Raw genomic sequence first — 25,410 nt, forward strand, 5'->3', positions numbered from 1 at the left:
AAATCGTTTGTCCTTTTTGTATGCTTGCCGGCCGCCAAGCTTTTGCCGATCGGCAGTCAACTTAAATTCACAAACCCGCGGATTGCTTGTATACTAAAAGCAAATGCGGCGCGCTTGCCGCGCTGGAGGAGGATCCATTTTGACACCACGCATACTTGACATCCATCATGGCTTCAACTTTCGCGATTTAGGCGGCTATGTGACCAAAGCCGGCCAAACTTTACGGACGCACAAGCTGATCCGCTCAGGGCGGTTGAACGAATTATCCACCCGCGATCAAGCATACCTCGCCGATTACGGCGTCAAGATCGACGTTGATTTCCGCTCTCCGCAAGAGCGCGCCAGCGCCCCGGATAAACTGCCTGCAGGCGCCGCCTATCATTTTACCCCGGTGTTTGCCGTAGATGAAACCAAAGCCAGCGCCAATGCAGAACAATTACGGCGCCAAGCATTAGCCAAAGATCCCTTAGGCGGTTTTCGCAACATGGTCAACACTTACGCGGATATGGTATTACAACCAAATGCCCAAAAAGCTTATCGCGCATTTTTCGATTTGCTATTGGCCAATTCTGCCCCTGACAGTGCCTTATTGTTCCACTGTTCTGCCGGCAAAGATCGTACCGGCATGGGTGCCGTCTACTTATTGACGGCTTTAGGCGTCGATCCGGTGACCGTTCGGCGTGACTACTTGGCCTCAAATAATTATTTGATCGGTGAAAGCGAACGCATGGTCAACAACGTCAAAAAAGCCGGCGGCAGCCCGGCATTGATTGCCTCAACGCGGTCTTTAGGCGGTGTTGCCAACGAATATCTTGACTCTGCGCTGATGACGATCAACAGCCGCTTTGGCTCATTAGACCACTATCTCACTGATGTCTTAGGCGTTGATGCGGCGCAGCGCCGCGATCTGCGCGCGATCTACCTCAAATAGGAGGCGCTGGCATGACACTCAAACAACAAATTATTGATTATGCCCGAGACATTGGCATCGACAAGATCGGCTTTACGACGGCTGATGATTTCAGCTACATGGAAGCTAGTCTCAAGGCACAAAAAGCCAACGGCCACACCACTGGATTCGAACATCAAGTCTTGTCTGAGCGTCTTTACCCAGATCAGATTTTTGATCACCCAAAAAGCATCATCGCCATTGCTTTAGCTTATCCGACCAAAATCGCCAACCGCCCTGCGCGGACCGGGGCAAAACGCGGTCAATTTGCGCGCGCCAGTTGGGGTATCGATTATCATGATGTCTTGCGCGCCAAGTTGGATCAATTGGTGGCGTTTATCAGCGAACAAGTGGCTGATTCCCGCTTTAAACCCATGGTCGATACGGGTGAGTTGATGGATGTGGTAGTGGCCCAACGCGCTGGATTAGGCTTTATTGGCAAAAACGGGCTGCTGATCACGGAAGAATTTGGCTCTTGGGTCTATCTGGGTGAAATCATCACCAATTTAGCCTTCACCCCAGATACCCCAGGCGTCAACCAATGTGGTGATTGCACTCGCTGTATCGACTATTGTCCCCCACAAGCGCTGCTAGGCGATGGCCGGCTCAATGGTCAGCGCTGCTTGTCCTATCAAACTCAAACGAAAGGTTATATGGCCCCTGAGTTTAGGCGCAAGATTCGCAACGTGATTTATGGTTGTGACATTTGCCAGCAAGTTTGCCCATTTAATAAGGGGAAAGACTTTCATTTTCATCCGGAAATGGAACCTGATGTGGATACCGTTTTACCCGAATTGATCCCGTTGTTGACGATCAGCAATAAAGCGTTCAAACAGCGCTTCGGGTCCTTAGCCGGTGCTTGGCGAGGGAAAAAGCCGCTGCAGCGCAACGCGATCATCGCGCTGGTGAATTTGCAAGACCAAAGTGCCTTACCGCATTTACTCGCGGTAGTCGATCACGATCCACGGCCGATGATCCGTGCAACAGCTGCATGGGCGATCGGTGAATTATCCCCTGACAATAATCCTGAGATCGTGGCTTTTTTAACGAGCAAACGAGACCAAGAAGACACGCCAGAAGCCCAAGCGGAATATGATCACGCCTTAGAAACAATGCGCGCCAAACCGGATTGAGTTATAATATAAATAGTTCACAAAGGAGTGAGTGCAATGAAACTTTATCAAGGGTTAACCCAGGTTCAAGTCAACGATAACATGATCGATGACGTTCAAGATTTCACGATCACAACCGAACTGACCAAGCCGCTGCACTATAGCCCCAGTCTTTTGTACCACTACATCGACAAAGTTTTGAAAACTGGCAGCCGCCATGATCAAAACAACCTTCGCTTCGTTTCTGATCCGGCTTACATTGGTGAAAACTACGACTTCAAGAGCAATCCGCAAACCGCTACGATCACCGATTTTGAAGATAAAATGACCTTTGCCCGCAATGTGGTCGCAGACTTGAATCGCCATGTAGCCGTGAACATCGATACAAAAAATCACGAGTTTGAATTGATCTTTGTTGATTGAGCTGTTGCCCATCGACGCGGACCAAATTCCCAATACGTACAAGCGAGTCATTGCCTGACTCGCTTTTTTGATGGCCTGGGTGTCTAACAAGCAGTATACAACCTGACCTCTTGTCCGCTATAATACTTAGCGAAAGGTCGTGACACGATGGAGGACACCTACCCCAAAATGCGTCCAGATAAACCGATCCACCTACCCACAAATACCGGCAACCGGCAGCCCCTTTGGCAAGCCCTCGCCAAACAAGCTCCAGAGCTTGCCGGCAAGCGGGTTTTAGCTTTACATGCCGGCGATGGCTGGTTTTGCCGCTATGCGATCAACCACGGTGCCGTCGCTGTACTGGGAGTCGATCAAGACGCCCGCGCGATTTCTTCGGCCCGCGACACCGCCAGCTCTGATCGATTGCGGTATCGGATCATGCCAGATCACACGTTGGGTTTGTTGACCGGCCCGTATGATTTGATCGTGGGGACTTTTGATCTGGCCCATGACGATCTGCATGCGATCAGCGAAAGTCTCAGCGGGCTGTTGCGCCGCAATGGGCAATTTTTAGCCGCAGTCACGACGCCAATAACAGCAGCCACACCAGAACAAGGGTTACAGCTTAAGACCTTGTTTACGCAACGGCTAACGATCGATGCGCTTTATCAGCTTTCTGATACCCGCTTGCAAACCCGTGAACAGATCCATTTTGTCTTCAGCAGCCGCAGCGGGCATTGACTGCGACATTAAAACAGCTCTGCACCGGCGGGTGCAGAGCTGTTTTAATGTGCATTGGCGGCAGTGCGTGCTTAAAGGAAAGTGGCTGTCAACAGCCGTTCTAATTCAGCTTGCGCCGCGATTTGTTCGGCGTCATTCAACGACCGGCTGGCTTGGCGATTGCTGGAAACGATGGCTGCTTGTTCGGCCAATAACATCTCCAAGTGGAATTGGATCCCGGTGATCCGCCGGTGATAAGTGAAGCCTTGAATGTCACCAGCGGCATCTTGATAAGTCACCGTGCTTCCCGGCAATGGCAATAATGCAGCACGTTGCCATTGAAATGCAGACACGATCGCTTGATCAACAACGCGGGTCACCGGTTGCGCCCCACAAATCGGAGCGGACAGCGGCTGCACTGGGCTGCCAAATGCGCGCGCGATTTGTTGGGCCCCAAAGCCGATACCAAACACCGGTCGGCCGATCTTATCCATGCTGCGGATCAAAATTCGCTCCGCTGCCAGCCACGGCGCGTGCTCAGCCACGTCTTGCGGACCATCCAACAAGATCACGCCGTCGAGATCGCTGGCATTGAGCGGGGTAAGGTTTTCTTTTTGGTCTGGACGATGGTTGATCAACTCGATGGCTTGTGCCTGTGCCCAATCGGCGATCTTGCCTACTGTCATACGTTCAGTGTGTTGTAGGATGTGCAGTTGCATGCGATGCTCCCTTCAAAGCGGTAACGAACTGCTGATAAAATTCGTCATCTGGTGAATAAACGGCAAACACGACCCGCGTCCACGCTCCAGCAAACTCTGGGCGCAATAACGCAGTCGCAAAACTGGTCGCGACCGGGGCCACGGGATTGCCAAACACGCCGGCACCAAAAGCGCCAAGGATCGGGATCGCAACATCGTGCGCTTTAAATGCGCGCAAGGTTTGCAAGATCTTTGCATCGATATCGGCTTGCGCAACATCAGCGTCAAGATCCGGAAACCGCCGCCGATTTGGGGCGGCAACGGTGACGATATCGAGATAGCGATCTGTCAATCGCTGTGCTTGATCATCAAAGACCTGGCGCACATGGCTGGAATAGATCAAATGCGGAGTATTCAAACCACCATTGGGGTCTGCGCGATTTGGGGCATAATAGCTCGACTCAAACTGGCGCAATGCAGGCACCAGATAAGTCGCTTTGGCGATGCTTTCTTCTTGTGCTTTGGCCCCGTACTCGACCCCGCCGCCAGGATTATTGGGACTGGCAAAATTCATCACGCCAACGCCTTGGGGAAACTGACTCATCACCGCCAAAACGTCTTGATTGATCACCGACCAAGGGGCAAAATCCTTGCCTTTTGGCGCAGTTTCTGGCAATGGATCTGTGATCAAGGTACTTTGCGGCCAGTCTTGATCAGCTTTAAATGCCGCCATGGTCTCGCGAAACATGCGAATTTGATTCACTTTGCACCTCCACAGTTATTTTCCTTTTAGCATAGCACATGACCCGCGGGAAAGGCTGTTACTTTTGGCACCTGAATGCTAAAATAGAACTAATTATCGCTATATTGAAATGGGGAATGATCGAATGGATAGTGGCCAAGTCGCCTCTAATCTACTGGTGATGGTCGTCACCTTCTTGTTTGCCGCGTTTTTTGTGGCCAGTGAATTCGCGCTGGTGCAAAGTCGGCCGAGTGCGCTGGAAGAATTGCTGGACTCAGGCGAAGGCAATCGCAAAAAATTACGCCGGGCACTCAAGATGGTCCACAACCTTAATGAATACCTCTCTACAACTCAAGTGGGGGTCTCGGTCGCCGGGATCATCCTTGGGTGGATCGGGGAAGAAACTGTCGAGTTCTTGCTTTTGGACTTGTTTAAGCTGACCCACCTGCAGTTACCTGATGGCAGCTTGCACATTGTTGGGGCGATTTTAGGGGTTTTATTATTAACTTACTTAGAAGTGGTGCTCACCGAGATCGTCCCCAAAAACGTGGCGATCGATCTGCCGATCAAATCATTGATGTTCGTCGTCACGCCGCTGCATTACTTTCACATCGCGTTTTATCCCTTCGTGTGGTTACTGAATAACAGTGCCACCGGCTTAGTCAAGCTGATCGGCATGAAGCCTGCTGATGAAGGCAACGAAGCCTTCACCCAAGCAGAGATCTTAAACTTGAGCAAAGCAGCCATCGATACTGGGGAAATGGACCAAAACGACGTCACCTATATGCAGCGTGCGTTTGATCTTAATGACAAAGAAGCCCGCGACATCATGGTCGATCGCACCAGCTTGATCGTGATCGATATTACGGCGACGGTCAAAGACGTCATTCGCGAATACCTCACAGAAGGTTACTCACGCTTTCCCGTCGTCGCTAACGGTGACAAAGACAAGATCTTAGGTTACGTGTACATTTATGACTTGGTCCGCCAAGCACGTGTCGATGACTCCGTGCAGGTATCAAAAATCTTGCGTTCCATGGTCAATGTCCCTGAAGGCATGCCGATCCATAATATCTTACAAGAAATGATCCGCAAACAAACCCCGATCGTGGTGGTCGTCGATGAATATGGCGGCACCAGCGGGATCGTGACGGATAAAGACATTTATGAAGAGCTTTTTGGGACGGTCAAAGATGAAATCGATGATGTGTCCGATGAATACATCATTAAAACGAATAAATCTGATGTCTTCCACGTCAGCGGCAAAACGACCCTGTATGACTTTGAACGTTTCTTCCACACCAAGTTGCGTGAATTCCAAGAATCGGATATCGTCACGATCGCCGGCTTCATCATGGAAGACCACCCTAACTTGAAGCTCCATGATACCATCACCATCGATCGCTACACCTTTACCGTTACCGATTTCGCCCGCGGCTTTGCCAATTGGTTTGATGTCACAGTCGGCCCTGAAGTGCAACCGGCGCTTCCCGATGACGAAGACGATGCTTAAGTAACGGCATTAATCCTCCAAAAATACGATTTTTGATCCACCCAATCAGCGTCTTTGCCCACGATTGTTTGACCAATCGCGAGACAGAGGCGCTTTTTGAGGCGCTGATACTGTCACTTGGTAGCGATGCCGACGCCAATTCTATCGCCTAATCCGTCACTGTTCTGGGCTGCTCTCATAATCTTCACAGGGCCTTCAATAAAAATAATGCTATAATAATCCATTGATTTATACTCTGAAAGGAAGCGCTGCTCACTTGGATATGCCTACAGACGTTAATGGCCGCCCTTATAATCGGGGATTGATGGTTGCGACTTTATTGATCGGGACCTTTACGACCTTCTTGACGCAAACCATTCTCACCACCGCTTTTCCGACGCTAATGGCTGATTTTCACATTTCGGCGAGCTCAGTGCAATGGCTAACTACCGGCTTTATGCTGGTCATGGGGATCATGATCCCGGTTTCAGCCTGGCTGTTGAGTAAGTTCAATGTGAAATATCTTTATCTCACGGCCATGTCGATATTTTTTATTGGCACCGTTTTATCACGTTTTGCTTGGAGCTTTCCTGCTTTGTTAGCCGGCCGCTTGATCCAAGCGATGGGCGTGGGTATGTCTGCGCCGACGTTTCAAAATGTCATGTACTCGATTTTCCCGCCTGAACGCCGCGGCAGTGCCATGGGCTTAGCCGGGATCGTCATTGGCTTAGCCCCTGCCGTTGGCCCTACACTTTCGGGCTGGGTATTGTTACATCATTCTTGGCGGGCTTTGTTTACCATGCTGATGCCCATTGTCTTATTCGTGATCGTATTAGCCAGTTATTCGATGCGCAAGGTTTTGGAAACCTCTGACCCAAAAATCGATGTGTTATCGGTGTTTGAATCAACGATCGGCTTTGGTTCATTACTGTACGGCTTTTCTGCTGTCGGTACCCTGGGCTGGGGCAGTCCGGTCGTCATTGGTTTTTTAGCAGTTGGTGCGCTGGTCGTGGCTTTGTTTGCCCACCGCCAATTGCACATGAAGACACCGCTGCTGGAGTTGCGCGTGTTTGCCAATAAGACCTTCACGCTTTCAGTGATCTTGACCGCGGTGGCGTTTATGTCGATGGTCGGTGTGGAAATGGTCTTGCCGATGTACATTCAAACCATCCGCGGCCAATCGGCTTTTAATTCCGGGTTGATCTTACTGCCTGGTGCCATCATGATGGGCATCATGAGTCCGATCACCGGCCGGATCTTTGACCGGATCGGGGCCAAGCGCTTAGCAACGACCGGGCTGTTTTTATTATTGTGCGGCACTTTTCCGTTGATCACGTTGACCAGTGACACCCCGATCTTGTTTGTGACCGTCATATATACGGTCAGAATGTTTGGGATCACCATGGTCACCATGCCTGTCACCACCGCCGGCATGAACGCTTTGCCCAATGAATTGATCAGCCACGGGACCGCCGTGAACAATACAGTGCGGCAAGTGGCTGCGTCGATCGGCACGGCGATCTTAGTCTCGGTTTTAGCCACAGTCACCAGCCAAAATGCCCCCACTGCGGCCATGAAAGCCGCCACGCCGATCGCTTATGTGAAGCATTTACAACAAGCGACTGTCGCGGGTTATCGCGCGGCGTTTGTCGTATCACTCATCTTGTGTGTCTTAGGCTTTATTTTAAGCTTGCACTTACAAGATGATCAGCTTGATGGAGGTGCCGACGCATGATCTTAATCCTATTCATTGCCGCAGCCCTCGGCTTTTTTTGGACGCGCGTCTTATGGGCTCCAGGGCGAAAACGCACTATTGGCGTCTGGCTTTGCGGACTCGTCATCGTCAGTTGTGTCGTGGCGATCGCTGCCAATGATGCTTGGCATTTTGGCATGAAAACAACGCTTCGCACGCACACCGCTGCCTTAGCAAAACGGTCGATCATGGCCCAACCATTAGGCACAAAAGGCACCGAAGTCCGTTATACTTATGCCTTAGCGCAAGCTCCGCAACACCCAGTAAGCACACAGCCAAGTGTGACGACGCAAGTCCGCTTGCGGTGCCAAGGCGATACTGGCTATCGCCTGGTGCAAGACAAAACTCTGCATTACTCAAACGGCTTTGCGGCATTCATGTTCGCCTTTTCCGGTCAAGATGGGTATCATCTCGGTCGGATCGTGACTTTAACGGTCCCAGCCAACTGGACGGTGACCAGCCATCATTGATGCGACAACGCATGCCAAATAACGCCAAAAAGCGGTACCTGATCTTGATCGGTGTGATCAAAACCAGGTACCGCTTTTAGCTTGTGTTTGCCAGCTGATTAATGCGAGTGATTAGATAACATTGCGCTTAAATGGATCATCGGAGATGCCTTGGCTGAGGATCAGCTTGCACCACTCCTTAGCCGAAAACAGGCTGTGATCTTTGTAGTTGCCGCAAGATTCGATCGTCGTCCCAGGCACATCGTCCCAGGTGATGTCGTTGGCGATTGCTTCTAAGCTGCCTTTTAATGCTTTGGCCACTTCAGTCGTGGAATGTTCACCCCAAGTGATCAAATGAAACCCGGTCCGGCAGCCAAATGGGGAGCAATCGATCACGCCGTCCATCCGATCGCGTAAGAGGCTGGCCAACAAATGTTCGATAGTATGCAAGCCGGCAGTGGGGATCGCATCTTGATTCGGTTGGACCAGCCGCAGATCAAAATTGGAGATCTTATCCCCTTTGGCCCCTTCTTCGACCGTGATCAAACGGACGTATGGTGCCAAGACCTTTGTGTGGTCCAATTCGAAACTTTCAACTTTTGCCATGAATGATTCCTCCTAAGATTAGCCGTTAATTTTCTAAATAACTGATCGGCTTTTGCACGTCGACTTTGGTCCCGCCAAACTTCTGCTTCAGCCATTTTTGGATCCCCGGTTGATGATACACCTTGATTAGCTTGCGGTATTGCTTATTATCCTTGTTCTTTGCCGCTGTGGCTAAGATGTTGACGTTTTTACGGGTGCTTTGATCGACACGTTCATGATACAGCGAATCGGTCAACACATTCAAGTGGGCTTGATAGGCCACCGTGTTCGCCAATAAGCCATAATCGGCATCTTTGAGCATGCGCGGAATCGTATTGTCTTGCACCGCTTTGAATTTCAAGTGATGCGGATTTGCTTTGATATCGCTGATCTTGCCAAAGCTGTTGAAATCCTTGGGCAAGCTGATCAAGCCGGCTTTGGCTAACAATTCCAAGCCGCGCGCTTGATTCGCCGCATCATTGGCGACGATCACCGTTGCCCCATCGGGAATTGCTTTGAGCGAATGGTGTTTATTCGAATAAATTCCCATCGGCTCCAAATAGGTGGTCCCTAGTGCCACTTCTTTACCATTTTTACTTTGCTTATTGAAGGCTTCAAAATAGGCATACGACTGAAATGCGTTAACATCGACATCCCCATCCAGCGTGGATTGATTCAACTGGACCCCATCATCAAACGACACCACTTTCAACTTGAGCCCTGCGGCTTTGGCCTCTTTTGACTTGGCAATATGCTGCCAGATCTCCACATCCGATGCCATCGACCCGACGCGAATAGTTTTTGCCGGTGAGGCACTGCTTTTATGGCCGCAGCCCGCCAACCCCAGCACCAAGGCAAACGCCGCCAGCAGGCTAAATCCCCACTTTTTCATCGACTCAGTCCTTCCATGTCGCTTGGGCCACTTGTTGGACTAAGGCCAGCTTTGCCCATTGATCTGCATCCGTGATCTTATTGCCTTGTTCGGTAGACGCAAAGCCGCATTGCGTCGAAATGGCCAAGTTTTCTAACGGCACATATTGTGTAGCCGCTTGGATGCGGGCTTCAACTGCGGCTGGGTCTTCCAGATCAGCAAACTTTGACGTGATCAGCCCTAAGACGATCCGCTTATGTTGATCTCCGTTCCACAACGTGGCTAGCGGGGCAAAACCGCCTGACCGTTCGTTGTCATATTCTAGGAACAAGCCATCATAAGGCAGATCCTTGATATAATCTGCCACATATTCATAACCGCCAGCAAACAAGAAGGTCGACTGGAAATTACCGCGGCAAATGTGTGATGCGATCGTTAAATCTGCAGGCTTGTGGGCCAAGACATTTTTAATAATGTCATGCGCCGTTTGGGCTAAGTCGACAAATGGCTTTTGCGCTTCAGGATCGCCTTCATTGCGCTTTAAGTTGTCGATCAAAAAGGCCCAATTGGTGTCATCGATCTGCAGATACCGCAACCCCAGATCATAGAAATGCTGGATGGTGTCGATATAAGCTTGGGCAATGGCTTGCGCATAATCGGCATAATTCGCATAGAATTCATGCCAATTATCTGAGCGGTGATCACGCAGCAAAAGCGCCGGGCTTGGGATCGTAAACTTAGGTTCATGGCCTGTTGGGGTCACACTTTGCAAGAATTCGAAGGCATCATAGAAGGGGTGATTCGGGTTGGCCGCGATTTTGCCGGTCAAAGTCACGTTATCGGCGGTATTGATGTTGCCTTTGAAGTTGCGTTCATACTTAACGTTATTCAGCTTCTCAACCCCTAAAAGGCCCCATAAGAAGTCGAGATGCCAATATTGCCGTGAAAATTCGCCGTCAGTCACCGCAGTAAAACCGGCCGCTGCTTGTTTTTGCACGAGATCTTTGATCGCTTCATGTTGGATCTGAACTTCACGCGCGTTAGACAATTTCCCCGCTAAAAAGTCTTGATGAGCCTGCTTCAATTCAGCTGGGCGTAAGAAGGAACCGACAAGGTCTGCACGATATGGTTTGGTCATAATGATGATCTCCTTAATAGTTATTAATGTTGCGAATATGTTTAGCGGAAATAAAAAACGCCCCTATGCCAGCAATGCCTGCTGCATAGGGGCGAATCGTCGCGTTACCACCCTAATTCGTGATCCAAGATCACCTCAAGGTACCAATTGATACCCGGCAATATAACGGTCGCGACCGGCTGATGCGCGTGAACGCATCAGCAGCTGTTTGGAGCTCATCTTCATCTGTTTGCCGTCGTCCCTTTTCCACCAACCGGGTTCTCTTTACCACAGCGCCTAGACTACTCTTCTCCGCTAAGCCATATTCGATTAACTCAATGGCATAATCTTAACCGTCTTTTCTCATCACGTCAACACCAAAATGAGAATTATCTGAGAAAGCCCTTGTCGAGGCAAAAAAAAGAAGCCCCACAACAGGCTTCCTTATGCTTACATTCACTTAACGGGCCCAAACGATCCGATTGACCGTATCAGACAAGCAAGTCTGTAACACGACCGCTTCCCCTTGATTGGCACTGATGATCGCGTTGTACTGATCTTTGCCATCCTTGACAGAATAGCTGTCGTCATTGACGTCATCGACTGCATACACGCGATAAGTGCGGGAATTGCCGCTAGCGTCGGTAACGGCGACTTGACTGCCAACCCCCAGTCCGGTGATCCAGGAGAAGGTATTGCTCTTAGCATGACCGGCAATTTCAGTGGTCAAACCGTCCGTCGTCGAAAGCTGCGTCGCGCCACCCCAAGTCATCGCCAACCCGGCTTGCGCAGGGGCAGTGGTCCGGCTCATGCTGCCTTGGATCACATCCGTCGCCATGCCAAGCCCGCTAACGGTCCCCACATACGTTTCACCAGTGGTCGCGCGAATGCTGGCCGCTTTTTGCGCCGCTTTTTGCGCTGGTGTTTGCACGGCGACTGGCGCCGGTGCTTTAACAGGCTGAGCCGGCGCCGCAACAGCTGCCGGTTTAGTGCTGGCAGCCGTTTGACTCGCCGCATGCGCTTGCGCACTCGCATTGGCTTGAGTTGCACGGCTTAAAGACGCAGCGCTGGCAGCCGACGCTTTTTGGCTGTGCTTGTTTGCACTGGCACTCGCCGCTTTGGCTGTTGGCTTGGCGTGATCAGCCGCTTTCACCCGGCTCACCTGCGTCTTAGTGGTTTGCGCAGCAGTCACTGTTTCGTGACTTTGACCAGCATGCGCCGTCACCGTTGCCATACCAAAACCACCAGCGATCACGACCAATGATCCCAGGACAATTATTCTATTTTTAAAGTTCATCAAGTTCCCCTAACTTGTATTAAGCGCAACAAAAAAGCCCGCTCACTTACACATTGACCACATTCAGTGGCGATCGCCCATCCCCCCAGACGGAAACGATCCTGAATGCTTCTGCAACAAACACTCCCAACGACAAAACTTGTCGTCTAATTGACCAGGTAACCCCATTTTGACGCATCAACAACTGAACCAACGTGGTGTACTGAAAAGTCTTCGTTACTATACCTGCTGTTATGAAAACAAGCAAGTATAATTCCAATAAATATGTAAACAATAATAATTATCGATACATACCCTTGTTTAAACAGTCTTGTGCAGCAATTAAATAACATCTGTTGTAATTGCAACAGATGTTAAAATTGTACCTATTTATGATAATTTTTTATAATTTTCGTTTTGGCAACTGCCATAAGTAGGCCATTGACGCTAACAACAATCCCACCACGACAACGCCACCGGCGACTTTTTGCCAAACCGGGGCAAACGCCGCCAGCAATTGCGTGACGATCGCCGGCGGAACGCCGCCGAGATGCAAGCGTGCGACCCAGGTACCGCTGCTGACGATGATCGCGAGCGCGCCGCCAAGAAACCCGATCACATAGGTCATACGGCCGACTACGCGCAGCCACCGCTGCCAGCCGCGACTGGTCACACGCATCACGATCAGCACCAACAGCCCTAATATCGCTGAGACGATCGTCAAGGTTTGCAACACTAAGACTAACATGCCATAAGCGACTCCCCAGCCATAGCGCATCAACTCTTGATTGATACTGTGCTGCAAAGTGCGCGCAATGCGCCGATCGACTTGGCGCCAAGCAGCAGCTGACAGGTGGCGCTGTTGCTTAGCCGCTTGAGTGTGCAAGCGGTTTTGCACCGCTTGCGTCGTTGCCGTCAAAGCCACTTGCGGCTTGAAATCCGCACTGGCAGCCACTGCTTGAGCGACCAGCGATCGCGTCATAGCAGGCGTGACAACTTGCGTGTTAGCCGATAATGTCTCGCCGCCTTGCGCGGCAGCGGCTAATACCTGATCATTCAAGGCGCTTGTCAGCGTTTGTAAGCTTGGCCCTTGATTCAGTTGGCGGATCACTTGCTGCGGCGTGCCGATGGTCAAGTTAAAACCCAACCCTGCGGCAAAAAGTACCAGCAACACGCTTTGGATCAAACCAAAAAATGCAAACCAGCCATGGTTGGCTGCTGATCGTTTTGACTGTGCCATCTTGATGCCCCACCTTCACTTAATGCAAATTAGCTTCGATCCAGCCGACGACTTTGCGCTGATAACGTGCGGGATCTTGACAAAAACTTTGCGCATGCTTGGCGCCTTTGACCAGCCACAGCTTTTTTTTCGCAGTAGTTGCCGCGTAATTTTCTTTGGCCATCCATGTCGGCACAAAGGTGTCTTTGGTGCCGTGAATGAATAAGATCGGGCGGGTGTTTTGGGCCAATGACCGCCTTGCATCCGCGGCAAACACATTATAGCCTGTTTTGAGGCTCGCATAGGCACCGACCGCCGGCACCAGCGGCCATTTCGGCAGATGATACATGCTTTTAGCCTGGTAAGCCAGTTCATCAATAATGCTGGTATACCCGCAATCTTCAACGATCACTTGCACTTGTTGCGGCAGCTTGGTGCCGCTTAAATACATCACCGTGGCCCCGCCCATCGATTCACCATATAAAGCGATCTGCTGATCTTGGCCTTTTTGCTTTAACAATAAGTGCAGCCACTGCAAATAATCTAACCGATCCGGCCAGCCATACCCAATATAGTGACCTTGAGATTGCCCGTGGCCGCGATCATCAGGGGCTAAGACGTTGAATCCTGAGTCATGAAACATCTTGATGCGCGCCGCCATATCTTCTTTTTTGCCCATATAACCATGCGCGATCACCACGGTTTTTGTGGTCGCTTTAGCCGCAGGAATATAATCCGCAACTAGCGTTAAGTCCGCGCCGGCGGCTTGTTGGTGCCAAGTCTCTTTGTGGACGTGCTTGAGCCAGGTCTCGGCGTTTTGTTGGATCCGCGGCGTATTCGTACTCAAAAAGTCCTTTTTCGCCGGCACGAAGGCATATTGATAAAAATACATGCTGGCCCCAAGGATCCCTAAGATGCCTACCACGACGACTCCGATCAAGACATGCCGCCAGCGATGATGTTTTCTTGTTGTCACAAAGCTGCTCCTTTACGCTTTTTTATGAATAATTTTATTAGGCTGATTATTTGGTCCCTTTGAGATTGTTTGCTACGCTAAATTGAAAAGGGGGAAAAGCATATGCACGATCAGACCTTATTTGCGACCTTCAACTTTGTCTATGGTCACACGCTGAAGAATTTCGATCATCTATTCATTCATACATTAGCCCAATACCACTTATCTTTTGATCAATACCAGATCTTGCATGAACTCGCCATCGGCCCACGCAGGAATGTAACCAGCCTGAGTTTAGCCAGGTCGGTCACCAAGCCCGCTGTTTCCCGACAGATACGTGTCTTGTGCAATCTTCAGTATATCACACGCCATCCCGACGCTCGTGATCATCGCCGCCAGTCCTTGGAACTCTTGCCTTTAGGCGCCCAAGTTGAACATGATGCCACTTTGGCGATCCATCGCGAATTTCACCGCTGGCAGCAGACTTTAGGCACCGCCAAACTGCAAGAATTACTCGTCTTATTGAACGAATTCGGGACTGTACTGGCTAAATGACCCAACAAGGCCGCTAATCGTGCTTGGACAACTTGTCCAAGTTCGATCAGCGGCCTTGTGTGGTGCAATTAAGCCTCTGCGCGCATGGGTTGGGCCAATACTTGGACCACCCCCGCAGGAAGCTCATCAGGATGTGCAACCACCAAATTCGCATGTGCTTGCATTAACTCTTGGCGCTGGCCAAAGCCATAAGCGACCCCTAAAGTGGGCACATGATTTTGATAACCGCCTAGCATATCGGTATCGCGATCGCCGATCATCACGCTTGATCGTGGCTGCGCCTGACTTTGCGCCAAGCCATAAGCTAAGACCGCCGTTTTGGTACTGCGCACGCTTTCATCCAGCGTAGCCCCATATACACCGGCAAAAAACCGCCCTAAGTCAAAATGCGCTACGAGCCGCTTGACCATCGGTTCTGGTTTAGCTGAGGCGATATTCAACCGATAACCCGCATTTTGTAAGGTCGCCAAAGCCGCTTTAATGCCAGGATATAAGGCGGCTTCAAAAATTGCCGAAGCCGTATACAGCTCTTGATAGTACAAAATGGCTTGTTTGATGGCTTGTTCATCTAATTGCGGATAATACCGCCTTAAACTGGCATTCAGTGCCGGCCCAATAAAGGTGCGATATTGCGCCTGACTCAGTTCTGGCAGCCCCATCTTTTGGAGCATGTATTTGATGCTGTGCACGATCCCTGGTTCTGAATTGGCAATCGTCCCATCAAAATCAAAAAAAAGTTGTTTCAAATTTCGTCTCTCCCTTTGGTCTACGCACGCACTTGTCGTAAGGCAGCTTTTAACATGAATGGTGCGATCAAAGTCGTCAAAATGATCACGATGATCACGCTGGAATAATAATCTTCGTGCAGTAAATGGGCATCAAAACCGATTTGGGCCACGATCAACGCCATTTCGCCGCGCGACACCATGCCTGCTCCGATCACATTGGCATCATGCCAGCCCAAGCCAGCCAACCGCGCCCCTAAGCCGCAACCGACCCACTTTGTCGCCAAAGCAAGCAGCGTCAACCCGATAATAAACACGGCATCGCGACTTAATCCGGCGAAGCGCATATTCAACCCGATGCTGACAAAAAATACCGGGATAAAAACGCCATAGCCGATCGCCGTCAAGCTGTGGTCAACTTCGGTACGGTAAGGTGTTTGTGACACCGCCACCCCGGCAAAAAACGCCCCAATAACCGCCGACATCCCTAAAGCGTCCGCCAAATAAGCCATACCTAAACACAAAAGCAAAGACATCACAGTTACGGCACTGCTGGGAAATAAGCGCTCAGCCAGATGCATCAAATACGGCGCTGCCCATTTGACCACCACATAAATGACCCCAAAATAAGCCACTTGGGCGAGTAACGAAAGCCATAGCGGCAGGGATGACACCGGCTGCCCCGTACCAAATATCCCAACGGCGATGCTTAAGATGATCACCGTCAAAATATCATCGACCACAGCTGCCCCTAAGATCGTCGCGCCGCTGCGCGTGTCTAACGCCGCCAATTCTTTCAACACTTCGACTGAAATTGAAACTGACGTCGCAGCAAAGGTGATCCCTAAAAAGCTGGCGGCGACAAAATTGAACCCCCACCATCGACTAAACGCCCAAATCAACCCCACCGGGAAAATCACCCCGATCACTGCGACCAAGACGCCAGGGCGAAAATACCGCTTCAACATTCCCAAATCTGATTCCAAGCCGGCAATAAACATCAAGAAGATGACGCCAATTTCCGCAAACTCCGCAACAAAATGGGTGGGTTGCACCCAACCAAGGATCGCCGGGCCTAACAGTACCCCTGCTAGCAACTCACCGATCACCGCAGGGACGCCAAATTTGAGGCTGAAGTGACTCAAAAACATCGTCGTGACTAAGATCAATGCTAAGGTCCCTAAATACCCCATCAGCTACCCCCTTTAACTCAGCCTAACAACAACTGATATGCATTGCGTTCTGGCACTGGTTCATCCAAATACACGATCCCGCGATATTGGTACCCATTGCCTAAGATCACGTGCTGCATGATCTGATTTTGGGCGTGGGTATCGATCCGCAGATCACGATAACCTGCCGCATAGGCTTCGCTGATCAAATTACTCATGAAAAACCGGCTCAATTGCTGACCGCGCACTCGGCCGGATAATGCGAAGCGATGGATCATCATATATGGCCCATTGCCTTGCCAACCAGCTCCGTCGATCCGCTTGTAAAACGGATCCGGACCATCGATCAAGCTGGCAGTGCCGGCAACTTGGCCGTCAACCACCAGCACGCGGTTCGTTTCAGCGTCAATATCGGCTTGAACGGCTGCCTCATCGGGATACGTTCCTTGCCACTGATCAATGTTTTGACTCGCAAGAAACTGACGTGCGGATGCAATAATATCCAAGATCGCCGGGACATCTTTGACAACTCCTGGGCGGACAAAAATAGCGGGCATGACAACAACCTCCAATAAGTGATTGTTCCCATTGTCCCGCAATTGTAAGCAAGATTCAATTGTGACTATGCATTCGCATCTGCTAACGCCTCAGGCGCATGTTGATGCCGACCATGGCCATGACCGTGCGGGCCGTGGTCGCCGTGTGCATGCGGGCCATGACCGTGCGGGCCGTGGTCGCCATGCGCATGCGGGCCATGCTCAAATTGCCCATGGTGATGGCAATGCCCTTCACCGTGTTGGCAGTGGCCATGCTTACAGCCGCCATGATGATGACCGCGCCCACCAAGCTGGGCTTGTGCCCGGATCTGTTTGGTTTGTTCTTTGGCGATCACCACGGCTTGATGGCCACGAATGATGGCGGCCCCAGCAGCGATCCCGGCAACCAGCAAACTGGTATGCAAAACGGCCAACGGAATGATCAACTCAGGCTGGTCTTGGAGTGTCCGATCAAAGGTCGTAATCGGCTCAGTTGCCGTATCGACCAACTTAGAAACGACGGCTTTCGTATCTTTGAACATAAGAACCTCCTATCGCGCTGCTGCGCGCTTGCCCCTAATGCCGGGATTGTGCTTGTAACCACGCACCTAAATGCGCAAAATAATCGTCAGGATTATCCAACATCTGGCCGTGACCGGCATTCGGTGTGACGTGTAATGTCGCATGGGGGATCGTATTTGCCATGCGCTTAGCCGCGGCTAATGGCATCGTTTCGTGCCCACCAAAAGTCAAATAAGTCGGCATTGTCAACTTGTGCATGTCTGCTCGGCGGTCCCAATCTTTTAACGCGCCGACCATCACAAACTCATTATCCCCTTGGAAGTAATTGTACACCGAAGCAGCCATTGTGGAAATTAAATGGCGTGGTTGCCGATCCGCTTGATGATGCAAATAATGCTCCCCTAATTGTGCCACCAAGGCTTGATAACGCGCCTGGGAAAAATCATGCTGCGCTTCTACAGTGTGCATATACGCCAATTCCGCCGGCGTGAACATGGCTTGCCGAAGCGCATTGATATTGACGAGATATTCCTCGAGATTATCGATCATGCTCGACAAGATCAACCCTTTGAGCGATTGCGGATAGCGCAGCGCATATTCGATTGCTAAGACTCCGCCCCAAGATTGTCCCAATAAGTAAAACTGATCTAAGCCGAGTTGCTGGCGCACTGCTTCGACTTCGCTGACATAATAATCGATCGTCAAAAAGCGGCGGCGATTTTCGGGGTCATGCCAGTCTGGCTGATCAGAAAACCAAGACCCAAGCTGATCATAACGGGTCACTTGCACGCCATATGGCTGCAAACGCTCGCCAAAATTTTCGAACACTTCATTGGTCCCTCCAGGACCGCCATGCAGCGTGAGTAAGGGAATGCCGCTGCCGGTCGTTTGGGTCCAAAGGTGGTAGCCATTTTTCAACGTGATGAAGCGGGTCCCTTGGGTTGCATATTTTGCCATCGACTCACCTTCCTTTGATTAAGTCTATTATGCAAGTCTGCCGGTTGGCAAACAAGTTTTGCGAAATTTGTCTTAACTCCGCCTTTTGATGTACTACTTTTAAGCCGCAATTAGTTAGAATGGAAGTAAGACTTAAAGAAGGTGAGCAGATGTCCGAATCTATCGACCCGCAAACCGGCTTGACTGCCGCCCAAGTGGCGCACCAAGCCGCCACCGGCGCCAAAAATACGCCCTTAAAGCCATTGACCGCCAGCGTCAAGACGATCATCGCTCAAAATACGCTGACCCTGTTCAACTTCGTTAACTTAGCGTTAGGAGTTTTGATCTTTACCACTGGCAGCTATAAAAACTTATTGTTTCTTGGCGTCGCGATCGTTAATACTGCCATCGGGACTTTTCAAGAGATCCGTGCCAAACACAAACTCGACGCGATGAGTATTTTAGCCGAATCGCCAGTTACCGTGCGCCGCGATGGCCAAGAACAAGCCATTAGCCAAGCGGAATTGGTCGTCGGTGATCTCCTATTACTGCACCGCGGCGATCAAGTGCCTGTAGATGGCATGATCGCCGCCACTAGCGGCATCGAAGCCGATGAAAGCCCCTTGACTGGCGAATCGGATCCTATCACTAAGACCGTTGGCGCGCAGCTGCTTTCTGGGAGCTTTATCGTTGCCGGTAATGCCTTGATGCAAGTCACGGCAGTCGGTGACGCCACTTTTGCTGCCAAATTAGCCCTAGAAGCCAAACAAGGCCAAGATACCCAAAGCCAACTGCTTACCACGATCAATCGCATCATCAAGATTTTGACGTATGTGCTGATCCCCTTAGGCATCGCCTTATTCACGGTGTCGATGGTGCGGCGAGGCGCCTATGATCGTGCGGTTTTATCCACCAGTGCCGCCGTGATCGGCATGATCCCAGAAGGGCTGGTCCTGTTGACCAACGTGGCTTTGGCCGTGTCAGCTCGCAATTTGGCCAGCAAACGGGTGTTAGTGCGGGCTTTGCCCGCGATCGAAGCCTTAGCCCGGGTGGATACGATCTGCTTAGATAAAACTGGCACGATCACTTCTGGCAGGCTGCAACTGGACCATGTCCAAGCCTATGACCACTATGATGACGCCGCTGTGACCCAAGCCGCAGCAGCAGTCGTTTATGCATTAAATGATGACAATGAAACCGCCATGGCCATCAAACACGCTGCCAGCGATCCGCACAAAAAACCGGTGGCAACGGTCCCGTTTTCCAGTGCGCGCAAGTGGTCTGGCGCAACATTTTCTGACCGCAGCTTACTGATCGGCGCGCCAGAGTTTGTCTTTGGCCCCAGCTTGCCCCAAACCGCTCAGGCCCAAGTCCAAGCCGCGGCAGAATCTGGACTGCGCGTCTTGGTCGTTGCCAAAGCGCAAGCATTGACACCTGAATTACCAGGCTTAGTTTTGATCGGGCTGTTATTCATTGCCGATGAATTGCGCCCCACGGCTGCCGACACCATGCGCTTTTTCACCACTCAAGGGGTCGATTTGAAAGTCATTTCCGGCGATAACCCAGTGACGGTGACCAACGTGGCCAAGCAAGCGCAGCTGCCTCATGCTGACGCCAATATCGATATGACCACCGTGGCTGATGATGCCGATTATCAACAACTGGTGACCACCCACACGGTTTTTGGCCGGGTCACACCGGCACAAAAAAAGCGGCTCATCGCCGCTTTACAAACTGCCGGACATACCGTCGCAATGACCGGTGACGGCGTCAATGACGTCTTAGCCTTGCGTCAATCAGACTGTGCCATTGCCATGGCAAGTGGTGCAGAAGCCGCCAAAAGCATCGCTGATTTCGTGTTACTGGATTCAAATTTCGCCGCCATGAATGGGGTTTTAAATGAAGGCCGGCGGGTGATCAATAACATCGAACGCGTGGCATCCATGTATTTAGTCAAAACCATTTTTTCAGTGATCTTAACTGCGATCTTCCTCTTTTTACCGTTAGATTATCCCATCACCCCGATCAATTTGACCCCAGTTTCGGCGATCGCCGTCGCGATCCCGTCGTTTTTGCTGACGTTAGAGCCAAATTTCGATCGTGTGATCGGGCAGTTCATGCAAAAGGTCATGACCATCGCCGCTCCTGGGGCGATTGCGATCGTCTTGTACACCCTCATCTTGACTTGGGGCGAATATACCTTCCATTGGTCGTTTAACGCGACTTCAACCATGGTGGTCTTGATGATCGCGATCATCGAGTTGCATGTCTTGTTCATCGTGGCCAGACCATTCAATCGCTACAAGGCCGCGATGCTGATCACCTTAGTCATCGCCTTGTTTGGCACCTTCTTTGTGGCTGGCAAGGTATTTTCATTGGCCAACTTATGGCGCTTGGACCGCTTCATCGTGTATGGACCCTTAATTGCTTCCAGCTTGCCGGTGTACGTGTTCTTGCAGGAATTCTTAGGGAAGCGCGTGCTTTCCAAGATCAATTGGCGTTAGGGTTGGCGACGATCAACACGTCACAAGGCGCATTTTCGACGACGAAGCTCGCCACTGAGCCGATAAACATCCGCGTCACCATTTTCTTGCTGGAACGACCGATCACGATCAAACCAGTTTGGTAATCTTTGGTCGCGTCAAACGCGATCACCGCCCGTGGTGATCCAAACCGAATATGGGGCTTGATATCTAAGCCGGTTGCGGCCAATGGCGCAGTGATCTCTTGCAGATGTTTTTCCACACGCTGTTCACTTTCATGCAGCAGCTTGCCGTCAACACTGCCTGTTTGCCCAAAAGCCGAAGTGTATTGCCGCGTATCGATCACTTGCAGCAGATCGATCCCCCATGCTTGTTCCTTGGCGATCCCTACTGCGCGCGCTAATGCGCGATCGGCAGCTTCAGAGCCATCTAAGGCGACCAAAATTCTCTTTGTTGTCATCGTCTTTTCCCCCCTTCACTTTAGTTGTAACACAATCTCTGCCCTAAAAGCGACTCGAACTCACCAGGCATCGCATTGCGTTGGGGAAAATCTGATCATAATCGCAACAGCGTGAGCAGTCCCAAGGCCGCGACGGTTTGCAACCCGCCGACTAAGACGCCATAGCTTAAAAATTTGGTCCCTTGCTGCATGAACTTGGCAAAATTCAGCCGCAACCCAATGGCGGCTAACGCCGTGGTTTCAAACCAGCCGGAAACCGCATGCGCACCGCTGCCTAATAACGCGGGTAAGGCAAAACTGGAGTTCAGCAAACACAAGCCCAAAAAGCCGAGCACATACCAGGGAATCGGCAAGCGCCGCTTTGCGGCTTGGGACGCGCGCGGGCGGCCATGGCTGACTTTGCGTTCAAATACACTGACCACTACGACTAACATGATGATCCGGGTGATCTTAAATAACATCGCGTACCGCACCGTCTCCGGGCTCAATAAGCTTGCCCCAGCGACGACTTGGCCCACTGACTGCAAGGTCCCGCCAAGCATAGCACTTTTGGCGATCAAATCATCGCCAAACACCGCCGTGGCAAGAAATGGCAAGGTCAGCATCATCACCGTCCCTAACAGGTTGACTAAAGTGATGATCTGGCCTTTTTCTTCGTCATCCGCGTCAATGGCCGGGGCGATGGCACCAATGGCACTTGACCCGCAAACGGCATTGCCGCCTGCAAACATCAGACTCATTTTTTCGCCAAACCCCAGCTTGCGGCCGATATAATAGGCGCCACAGATCACGATGGTCATCATTAGCCAAACATAAAGCACCCCGCGCCAGCCCATTTGGCCAATGGTTTGAAACGTCACCGTCAAGCCCAGTAACACGACTGAGTATTCGAGCAAGCGGCTTTCCGCAAACTTGGTGCCGACATTTAATCCCGCTTGCTTGCACCATGTATTGCCTAAAACGATCCCGATCAAGATCGCTAATGTTGCCCCGCCAAGTTGCGGCAGCAACAAGCCTAACCCTTTTGCCGCGATCGCCACGATGATCGCCAGGCTCAAACCAGGCAAGGTCGCTCGGATCTGACTTGCCCTCGTCTTTGTTGTTTCCATAATGCCTGCTATATAAAATGTGGAAGAATGTCTAGTGACACTAGTAAAGGATTACATATTTCCTTTCTTAGTTGTACATTCAGTATTTTATTCGGTCCCGTCAACACCAGTATGCTTACGTCGGTAGTAACCTTGCAACATTGACTGGCTCTTGAACCTTTAGGACATAGCCTGCCCTTGAGCATATTGAATCAAATTCTGTACGGCATTCTCGTCACGCTCAAGTTGAGCGCCACAGCCGTAACAATGAAACTCGTGATGTTTCGTGCTGTGAAGGACATTACCAGCTAAGGTCAGTTTATCGTCACCGGTTTTCACTAACCCACAACGACTGCATCGCTGTGTGCTAGGGTAGAACCGATCAACTATAATCAGCTGGCGGCCATACCATTGCACCTTGTCCTTCATCAGCACTTTGAAACGTCCAAACAACGAACGGTGCAAGTTCTTCGCCAATCGCTTGTTCATCTTCATATGCTTGACGTCCAAGTTTTCGATCGCAAGCATTCCGTTGGTTTTCACCAACATCGTCGTAAACTTTTGCAAGAGGTCGTCTTGAATCCGTGTCACTTTCTGATAGGTCCGCTGCAACTTGGTTTTCGTTGCGCGGTAATTGTTAGAGCGAAAGTGCTTGGGATTCGCCTGACGTTTGCGAGCGAGCCGCCGCTGGTACAAGGACACGCGGTTATATAAACTGACCAGTTGCTCGGTCAATCCGCGAATTGCAGACATTGCCTCACCATCGTTATAAACGAATTTGCCAATGTTGGCATCAACGCCACATACTTGTTGGCTTTCCGGTAACGACTCAGGTTTGGCCACATCGATGCATAAGCAAGCGTAATAGCCATCAGCTTCTTTGACGATAGCAGCGAGTTTAATAGTCCCTAGCCAGCGTGGTTTCTCAGCCAAGCGGATGTCGTACCATCGATCACGATAGCCATGCGGTTTATCCAACCGCAACTTATCATTAACGACCATTGCTCTGTCGGTCTTGAAGCTGCAGCGACTACGCTTTTTCGACTTGAACCGCGGCTTGCGATGTTCTGGCATCTCAGGGTTAAAGAAATTCGCCCAGGCATGCGCCAGGTCATGTACCGCCAATTGCAAGATCCGTGCTGAACGACGGTATTGCCAGTCTGCTTTGTTGTTAACTAACTCATTGCGGACTTGACGTTCGTTAGGCCGCGCCGTCTTATCTGCCAGCACTAGTGACGCGTCATACATGTCATTCCACGTGGCAAGCGCCTGATTGTAACAATAGCGGCGATAATCGCATGCTTGCTCCAATACGCGGCGCATCGTCGCGTTCGGGTAGCACCGGATCTTGTGCGTTCTCAACATGTTTTCACCTCCAACTTGCTTTTGGATATCATAGCAAATTAAGATAAGGAGACCCTGTCGAGACATGATGAAAACCGTCATCATCTGTCCATGCATCAGTCAGCGATTTTTCACGAGTTTATCATTGCGCAGCACTTGGTCATTCTGCCTTCCACTTGATTACCGCAGAACGACTAATTACTACAAATTAACACATTACTCTACATCATCGATTACAGTTAATAACCTCCTCAGATACTGATATAAGCCAAATTATACCTAGGTCTAACCATCAGCGGTATTGATTGCTATAATAATAGCTATCAGATAATTTAATAATACGGGAGGCGCCCATGAAAAATCTGCAGACATTCAAAGCGGTCTATGAAACGCGCAGTTTTTCCAAAGCAGCAGGCCTGCTTTTCATCGCTCAGCCAACGGTTTCTGCCCAGATCAAGCAACTGGAAATTGAATTTCACACGCAATTATTCATTCGCAATGGGCGCGGTGCGCTTGGGTTGACCCCCGCGGCGACGCAGCTCTATCAAGAAGCGACGACGATCATCGCCAGCTGGGAACAGCTGCACCTCAAGTTGAGTGCTGGTCCGCAACAACAACGCGTCCGGATCGTGGCGTCGCATACGTTCGCCACCTATTTGCTGCCCACTTTATTGCCAGCGCTTTATCAAGCTTTCCCCACGATCGCTTTTAGCGTGCAAATGGCAAATTCCTCGGCGGTGCAAACGGCCATCACCAACCATGATGCCGAATTAGGTTTTATCGAAAAACCCCTGGCCGGCCGCGATCTGATCCGCAGCACCTTGGTGTCAGATCAACTGGTGCATGTCGGCACGCAAGGCCCTTGGCTGGTGCGCGAACCAGATTCTGGGGTGGCTTATTACACCCGACGCTACTTGACTGAGCAAAATGATCAAACTCCGCAAGTCCAAATTGCTTCAAATGCCGTCATCGTTGCCTTGTTGCAAGCCGGCTTTGGCCAATCCATCATTTCTCAACGCGCCGCCAGGGGGCTTTTGGCCCGCTCGCTAGGGCCGCGTTATTTACGTCATTTCTATCTGCTGACCCGCCATGATGATGACGCCGATAGTGCTTGTGTCCAAGCGGTGCTAGCTTGGGCGCAAACCAGGGTTTCTGAGTAAAACCAATTAACTCTGACGACAGTCATCCGCCCAAGATTTGATCACGCTCGTGGGCTGAAGACCCCCCTATATACAAAGAGGCAATTTAG

26 protein-coding genes are annotated in these 25,410 nt (G+C 50.8%); 10 read left to right on the forward strand and 16 right to left on the reverse strand.

Annotation, left to right across the window (positions count from 1 at the left end):
• Nucleotides 1-139: 139 nt before the first annotated feature.
• The 4 genes from EKM91_RS05475 (at nucleotide 140) to EKM91_RS05490 (ending at nucleotide 3,204) form a co-directional block, all read left to right on the forward strand.
• The gene (locus EKM91_RS05475; protein WP_125750973.1) at nucleotides 140-931 is read left to right on the forward strand and encodes a tyrosine-protein phosphatase; all 792 of its coding nucleotides are present in this window, start codon (nucleotides 140-142) and stop codon (nucleotides 929-931) included.
• 11 nt (nucleotides 932-942) lie between these two features.
• Nucleotides 943-2,082: a tRNA epoxyqueuosine(34) reductase QueG gene (queG, locus tag EKM91_RS05480; RefSeq protein ID WP_125750975.1), complete on the forward strand. Its 1,140-nt coding sequence runs from the start codon at nucleotides 943-945 to the stop codon at nucleotides 2,080-2,082.
• 36 nt (nucleotides 2,083-2,118) lie between these two features.
• Entirely contained in the window at nucleotides 2,119-2,484 is a 366-nt protein-coding gene (locus tag EKM91_RS05485) for a hypothetical protein (protein WP_125750978.1), read from the forward strand.
• A gap of 147 nt (nucleotides 2,485-2,631) precedes the next feature.
• On the forward strand, nucleotides 2,632-3,204 hold the full coding sequence (locus EKM91_RS05490) for a class I SAM-dependent methyltransferase (protein ID WP_125750981.1): 573 nt from the start codon (nucleotides 2,632-2,634) through the stop codon (nucleotides 3,202-3,204).
• A 71-nt stretch (nucleotides 3,205-3,275) separates the two neighbouring features.
• Here EKM91_RS05490 and EKM91_RS05495 read toward each other — a convergent pair whose 3' ends face one another.
• Complete coding sequence (locus EKM91_RS05495) at nucleotides 3,276-3,869, reverse strand: type 1 glutamine amidotransferase (protein ID WP_164508467.1); 594 nt, start codon at nucleotides 3,867-3,869, stop codon at nucleotides 3,276-3,278.
• Between the two features lie 4 nt (nucleotides 3,870-3,873).
• A complete protein-coding gene (locus tag EKM91_RS05500) occupies nucleotides 3,874-4,644 on the reverse strand; it encodes a TIGR02452 family protein (protein ID WP_125750987.1) in 771 nt (256 codons plus the stop codon).
• Between the two features lie 124 nt (nucleotides 4,645-4,768).
• On the opposite strand from EKM91_RS05500, the gene EKM91_RS05505 reads away from it, so the two are divergent.
• The 3 genes from EKM91_RS05505 to EKM91_RS05515 all read left to right on the forward strand — a co-directional run bounded on the left by EKM91_RS05505 (nucleotide 4,769) and on the right by EKM91_RS05515 (nucleotide 8,338).
• Complete coding sequence (locus EKM91_RS05505; RefSeq protein WP_125750990.1) at nucleotides 4,769-6,136, forward strand: CNNM domain-containing protein; 1,368 nt, start codon at nucleotides 4,769-4,771, stop codon at nucleotides 6,134-6,136.
• Nucleotides 6,137-6,398: 262 nt separating this feature from the next.
• Nucleotides 6,399-7,850, forward strand: a complete 1,452-nt coding sequence (locus EKM91_RS05510) for an MDR family MFS transporter (RefSeq protein WP_164508468.1) — start codon at nucleotides 6,399-6,401, stop codon at nucleotides 7,848-7,850.
• Nucleotides 7,847-8,338, forward strand: coding sequence for a DUF4811 domain-containing protein (locus EKM91_RS05515; protein WP_125750997.1), 492 nt, complete (start codon nucleotides 7,847-7,849; stop codon nucleotides 8,336-8,338). The genes EKM91_RS05510 and EKM91_RS05515 overlap by 4 nt, the downstream gene beginning before the upstream one ends.
• A 111-nt stretch (nucleotides 8,339-8,449) precedes the next feature.
• On the opposite strand, the gene EKM91_RS05520 is transcribed toward EKM91_RS05515, so the two are convergent.
• From EKM91_RS05520 to EKM91_RS05545, 6 genes are all read right to left on the reverse strand, one after another.
• Nucleotides 8,450-8,923 carry an S-ribosylhomocysteine lyase gene (locus tag EKM91_RS05520; RefSeq protein ID WP_125751000.1) on the reverse strand — a complete coding sequence of 158 codons (474 nt, stop codon included), beginning with the start codon at nucleotides 8,921-8,923 and terminating at the stop codon, nucleotides 8,450-8,452.
• A gap of 25 nt (nucleotides 8,924-8,948) precedes the next feature.
• Entirely contained in the window at nucleotides 8,949-9,794 is an 846-nt protein-coding gene (locus tag EKM91_RS05525; protein WP_125751003.1) for a MetQ/NlpA family ABC transporter substrate-binding protein, read from the reverse strand.
• A 4-nt stretch (nucleotides 9,795-9,798) separates the two neighbouring features.
• Nucleotides 9,799-10,929: a vitamin B12 independent methionine synthase gene (locus EKM91_RS05530; protein ID WP_379896230.1), complete on the reverse strand. Its 1,131-nt coding sequence runs from the start codon at nucleotides 10,927-10,929 to the stop codon at nucleotides 9,799-9,801.
• Nucleotides 10,930-11,350: 421 nt separating this feature from the next.
• Nucleotides 11,351-12,124 (reverse strand): sortase domain-containing protein, encoded by a 774-nt coding sequence (locus EKM91_RS05535; RefSeq protein WP_164508469.1) that lies wholly within the window; start codon nucleotides 12,122-12,124, stop codon nucleotides 11,351-11,353.
• 445 nt (nucleotides 12,125-12,569) lie between these two features.
• Nucleotides 12,570-13,406, reverse strand: coding sequence for a hypothetical protein (locus EKM91_RS05540; protein WP_125751013.1), 837 nt, complete (start codon nucleotides 13,404-13,406; stop codon nucleotides 12,570-12,572).
• 19 nt (nucleotides 13,407-13,425) lie between these two features.
• Nucleotides 13,426-14,361 (reverse strand): alpha/beta hydrolase, encoded by a 936-nt coding sequence (locus tag EKM91_RS05545; protein ID WP_225419453.1) that lies wholly within the window; start codon nucleotides 14,359-14,361, stop codon nucleotides 13,426-13,428.
• Between the two features lie 102 nt (nucleotides 14,362-14,463).
• On the opposite strand from EKM91_RS05545, the gene EKM91_RS05550 reads away from it, so the two are divergent.
• A complete protein-coding gene (locus EKM91_RS05550) occupies nucleotides 14,464-14,895 on the forward strand; it encodes a MarR family winged helix-turn-helix transcriptional regulator (RefSeq protein ID WP_125751016.1) in 432 nt (143 codons plus the stop codon).
• A 68-nt stretch (nucleotides 14,896-14,963) separates the two neighbouring features.
• Here the strand turns inward: EKM91_RS05550 and EKM91_RS05555 are convergent, their stop codons facing one another.
• The 5 genes from EKM91_RS05555 to EKM91_RS05575 all read right to left on the reverse strand — a co-directional run bounded on the left by EKM91_RS05555 (nucleotide 14,964) and on the right by EKM91_RS05575 (nucleotide 18,807).
• The gene (locus tag EKM91_RS05555; RefSeq protein ID WP_125751019.1) at nucleotides 14,964-15,641 is read right to left on the reverse strand and encodes an HAD hydrolase-like protein; all 678 of its coding nucleotides are present in this window, start codon (nucleotides 15,639-15,641) and stop codon (nucleotides 14,964-14,966) included.
• A gap of 20 nt (nucleotides 15,642-15,661) precedes the next feature.
• Complete coding sequence (locus EKM91_RS05560) at nucleotides 15,662-16,813, reverse strand: cation:proton antiporter (protein ID WP_125751022.1); 1,152 nt, start codon at nucleotides 16,811-16,813, stop codon at nucleotides 15,662-15,664.
• Nucleotides 16,814-16,830: 17 nt separating this feature from the next.
• Nucleotides 16,831-17,349 carry a GNAT family N-acetyltransferase gene (locus tag EKM91_RS05565; protein ID WP_125751024.1) on the reverse strand — a complete coding sequence of 173 codons (519 nt, stop codon included), beginning with the start codon at nucleotides 17,347-17,349 and terminating at the stop codon, nucleotides 16,831-16,833.
• A 65-nt stretch (nucleotides 17,350-17,414) separates the two neighbouring features.
• Nucleotides 17,415-17,870: a hypothetical protein gene (locus EKM91_RS05570; protein WP_125751026.1), complete on the reverse strand. Its 456-nt coding sequence runs from the start codon at nucleotides 17,868-17,870 to the stop codon at nucleotides 17,415-17,417.
• A 34-nt stretch (nucleotides 17,871-17,904) separates the two neighbouring features.
• On the reverse strand, nucleotides 17,905-18,807 hold the full coding sequence (locus tag EKM91_RS05575) for a proline iminopeptidase-family hydrolase (protein ID WP_125751029.1): 903 nt from the start codon (nucleotides 18,805-18,807) through the stop codon (nucleotides 17,905-17,907).
• A 119-nt stretch (nucleotides 18,808-18,926) separates the two neighbouring features.
• On the opposite strand from EKM91_RS05575, the gene EKM91_RS05580 reads away from it, so the two are divergent.
• Nucleotides 18,927-21,290, forward strand: a complete 2,364-nt coding sequence (locus EKM91_RS05580) for an HAD-IC family P-type ATPase (protein WP_379896161.1) — start codon at nucleotides 18,927-18,929, stop codon at nucleotides 21,288-21,290.
• On the opposite strand, the gene EKM91_RS05585 is transcribed toward EKM91_RS05580, so the two are convergent.
• The 3 genes from EKM91_RS05585 to EKM91_RS05595 form a co-directional block, all read right to left on the reverse strand.
• Complete coding sequence (locus tag EKM91_RS05585; protein WP_125751035.1) at nucleotides 21,277-21,729, reverse strand: universal stress protein; 453 nt, start codon at nucleotides 21,727-21,729, stop codon at nucleotides 21,277-21,279. The two genes, EKM91_RS05580 and EKM91_RS05585, sit on opposite strands and share 14 nt — an antisense overlap.
• Nucleotides 21,730-21,824: 95 nt before the next feature.
• Nucleotides 21,825-22,838 (reverse strand): YeiH family protein, encoded by a 1,014-nt coding sequence (locus EKM91_RS05590; protein WP_125751038.1) that lies wholly within the window; start codon nucleotides 22,836-22,838, stop codon nucleotides 21,825-21,827.
• Between the two features lie 159 nt (nucleotides 22,839-22,997).
• A complete protein-coding gene (locus EKM91_RS05595; RefSeq protein ID WP_125751041.1) occupies nucleotides 22,998-24,182 on the reverse strand; it encodes an RNA-guided endonuclease InsQ/TnpB family protein in 1,185 nt (394 codons plus the stop codon).
• Between the two features lie 332 nt (nucleotides 24,183-24,514).
• On the opposite strand from EKM91_RS05595, the gene EKM91_RS05600 reads away from it, so the two are divergent.
• Nucleotides 24,515-25,321, forward strand: a complete 807-nt coding sequence (locus tag EKM91_RS05600) for a LysR family transcriptional regulator (RefSeq protein ID WP_125751044.1) — start codon at nucleotides 24,515-24,517, stop codon at nucleotides 25,319-25,321.
• Nucleotides 25,322-25,410 lie beyond the last annotated feature (89 nt).

It is taken from the genome of Lacticaseibacillus baoqingensis (assembly GCF_003946165.1).
GTDB classification, from domain to species: domain Bacteria; phylum Bacillota; class Bacilli; order Lactobacillales; family Lactobacillaceae; genus Lacticaseibacillus; species Lacticaseibacillus baoqingensis.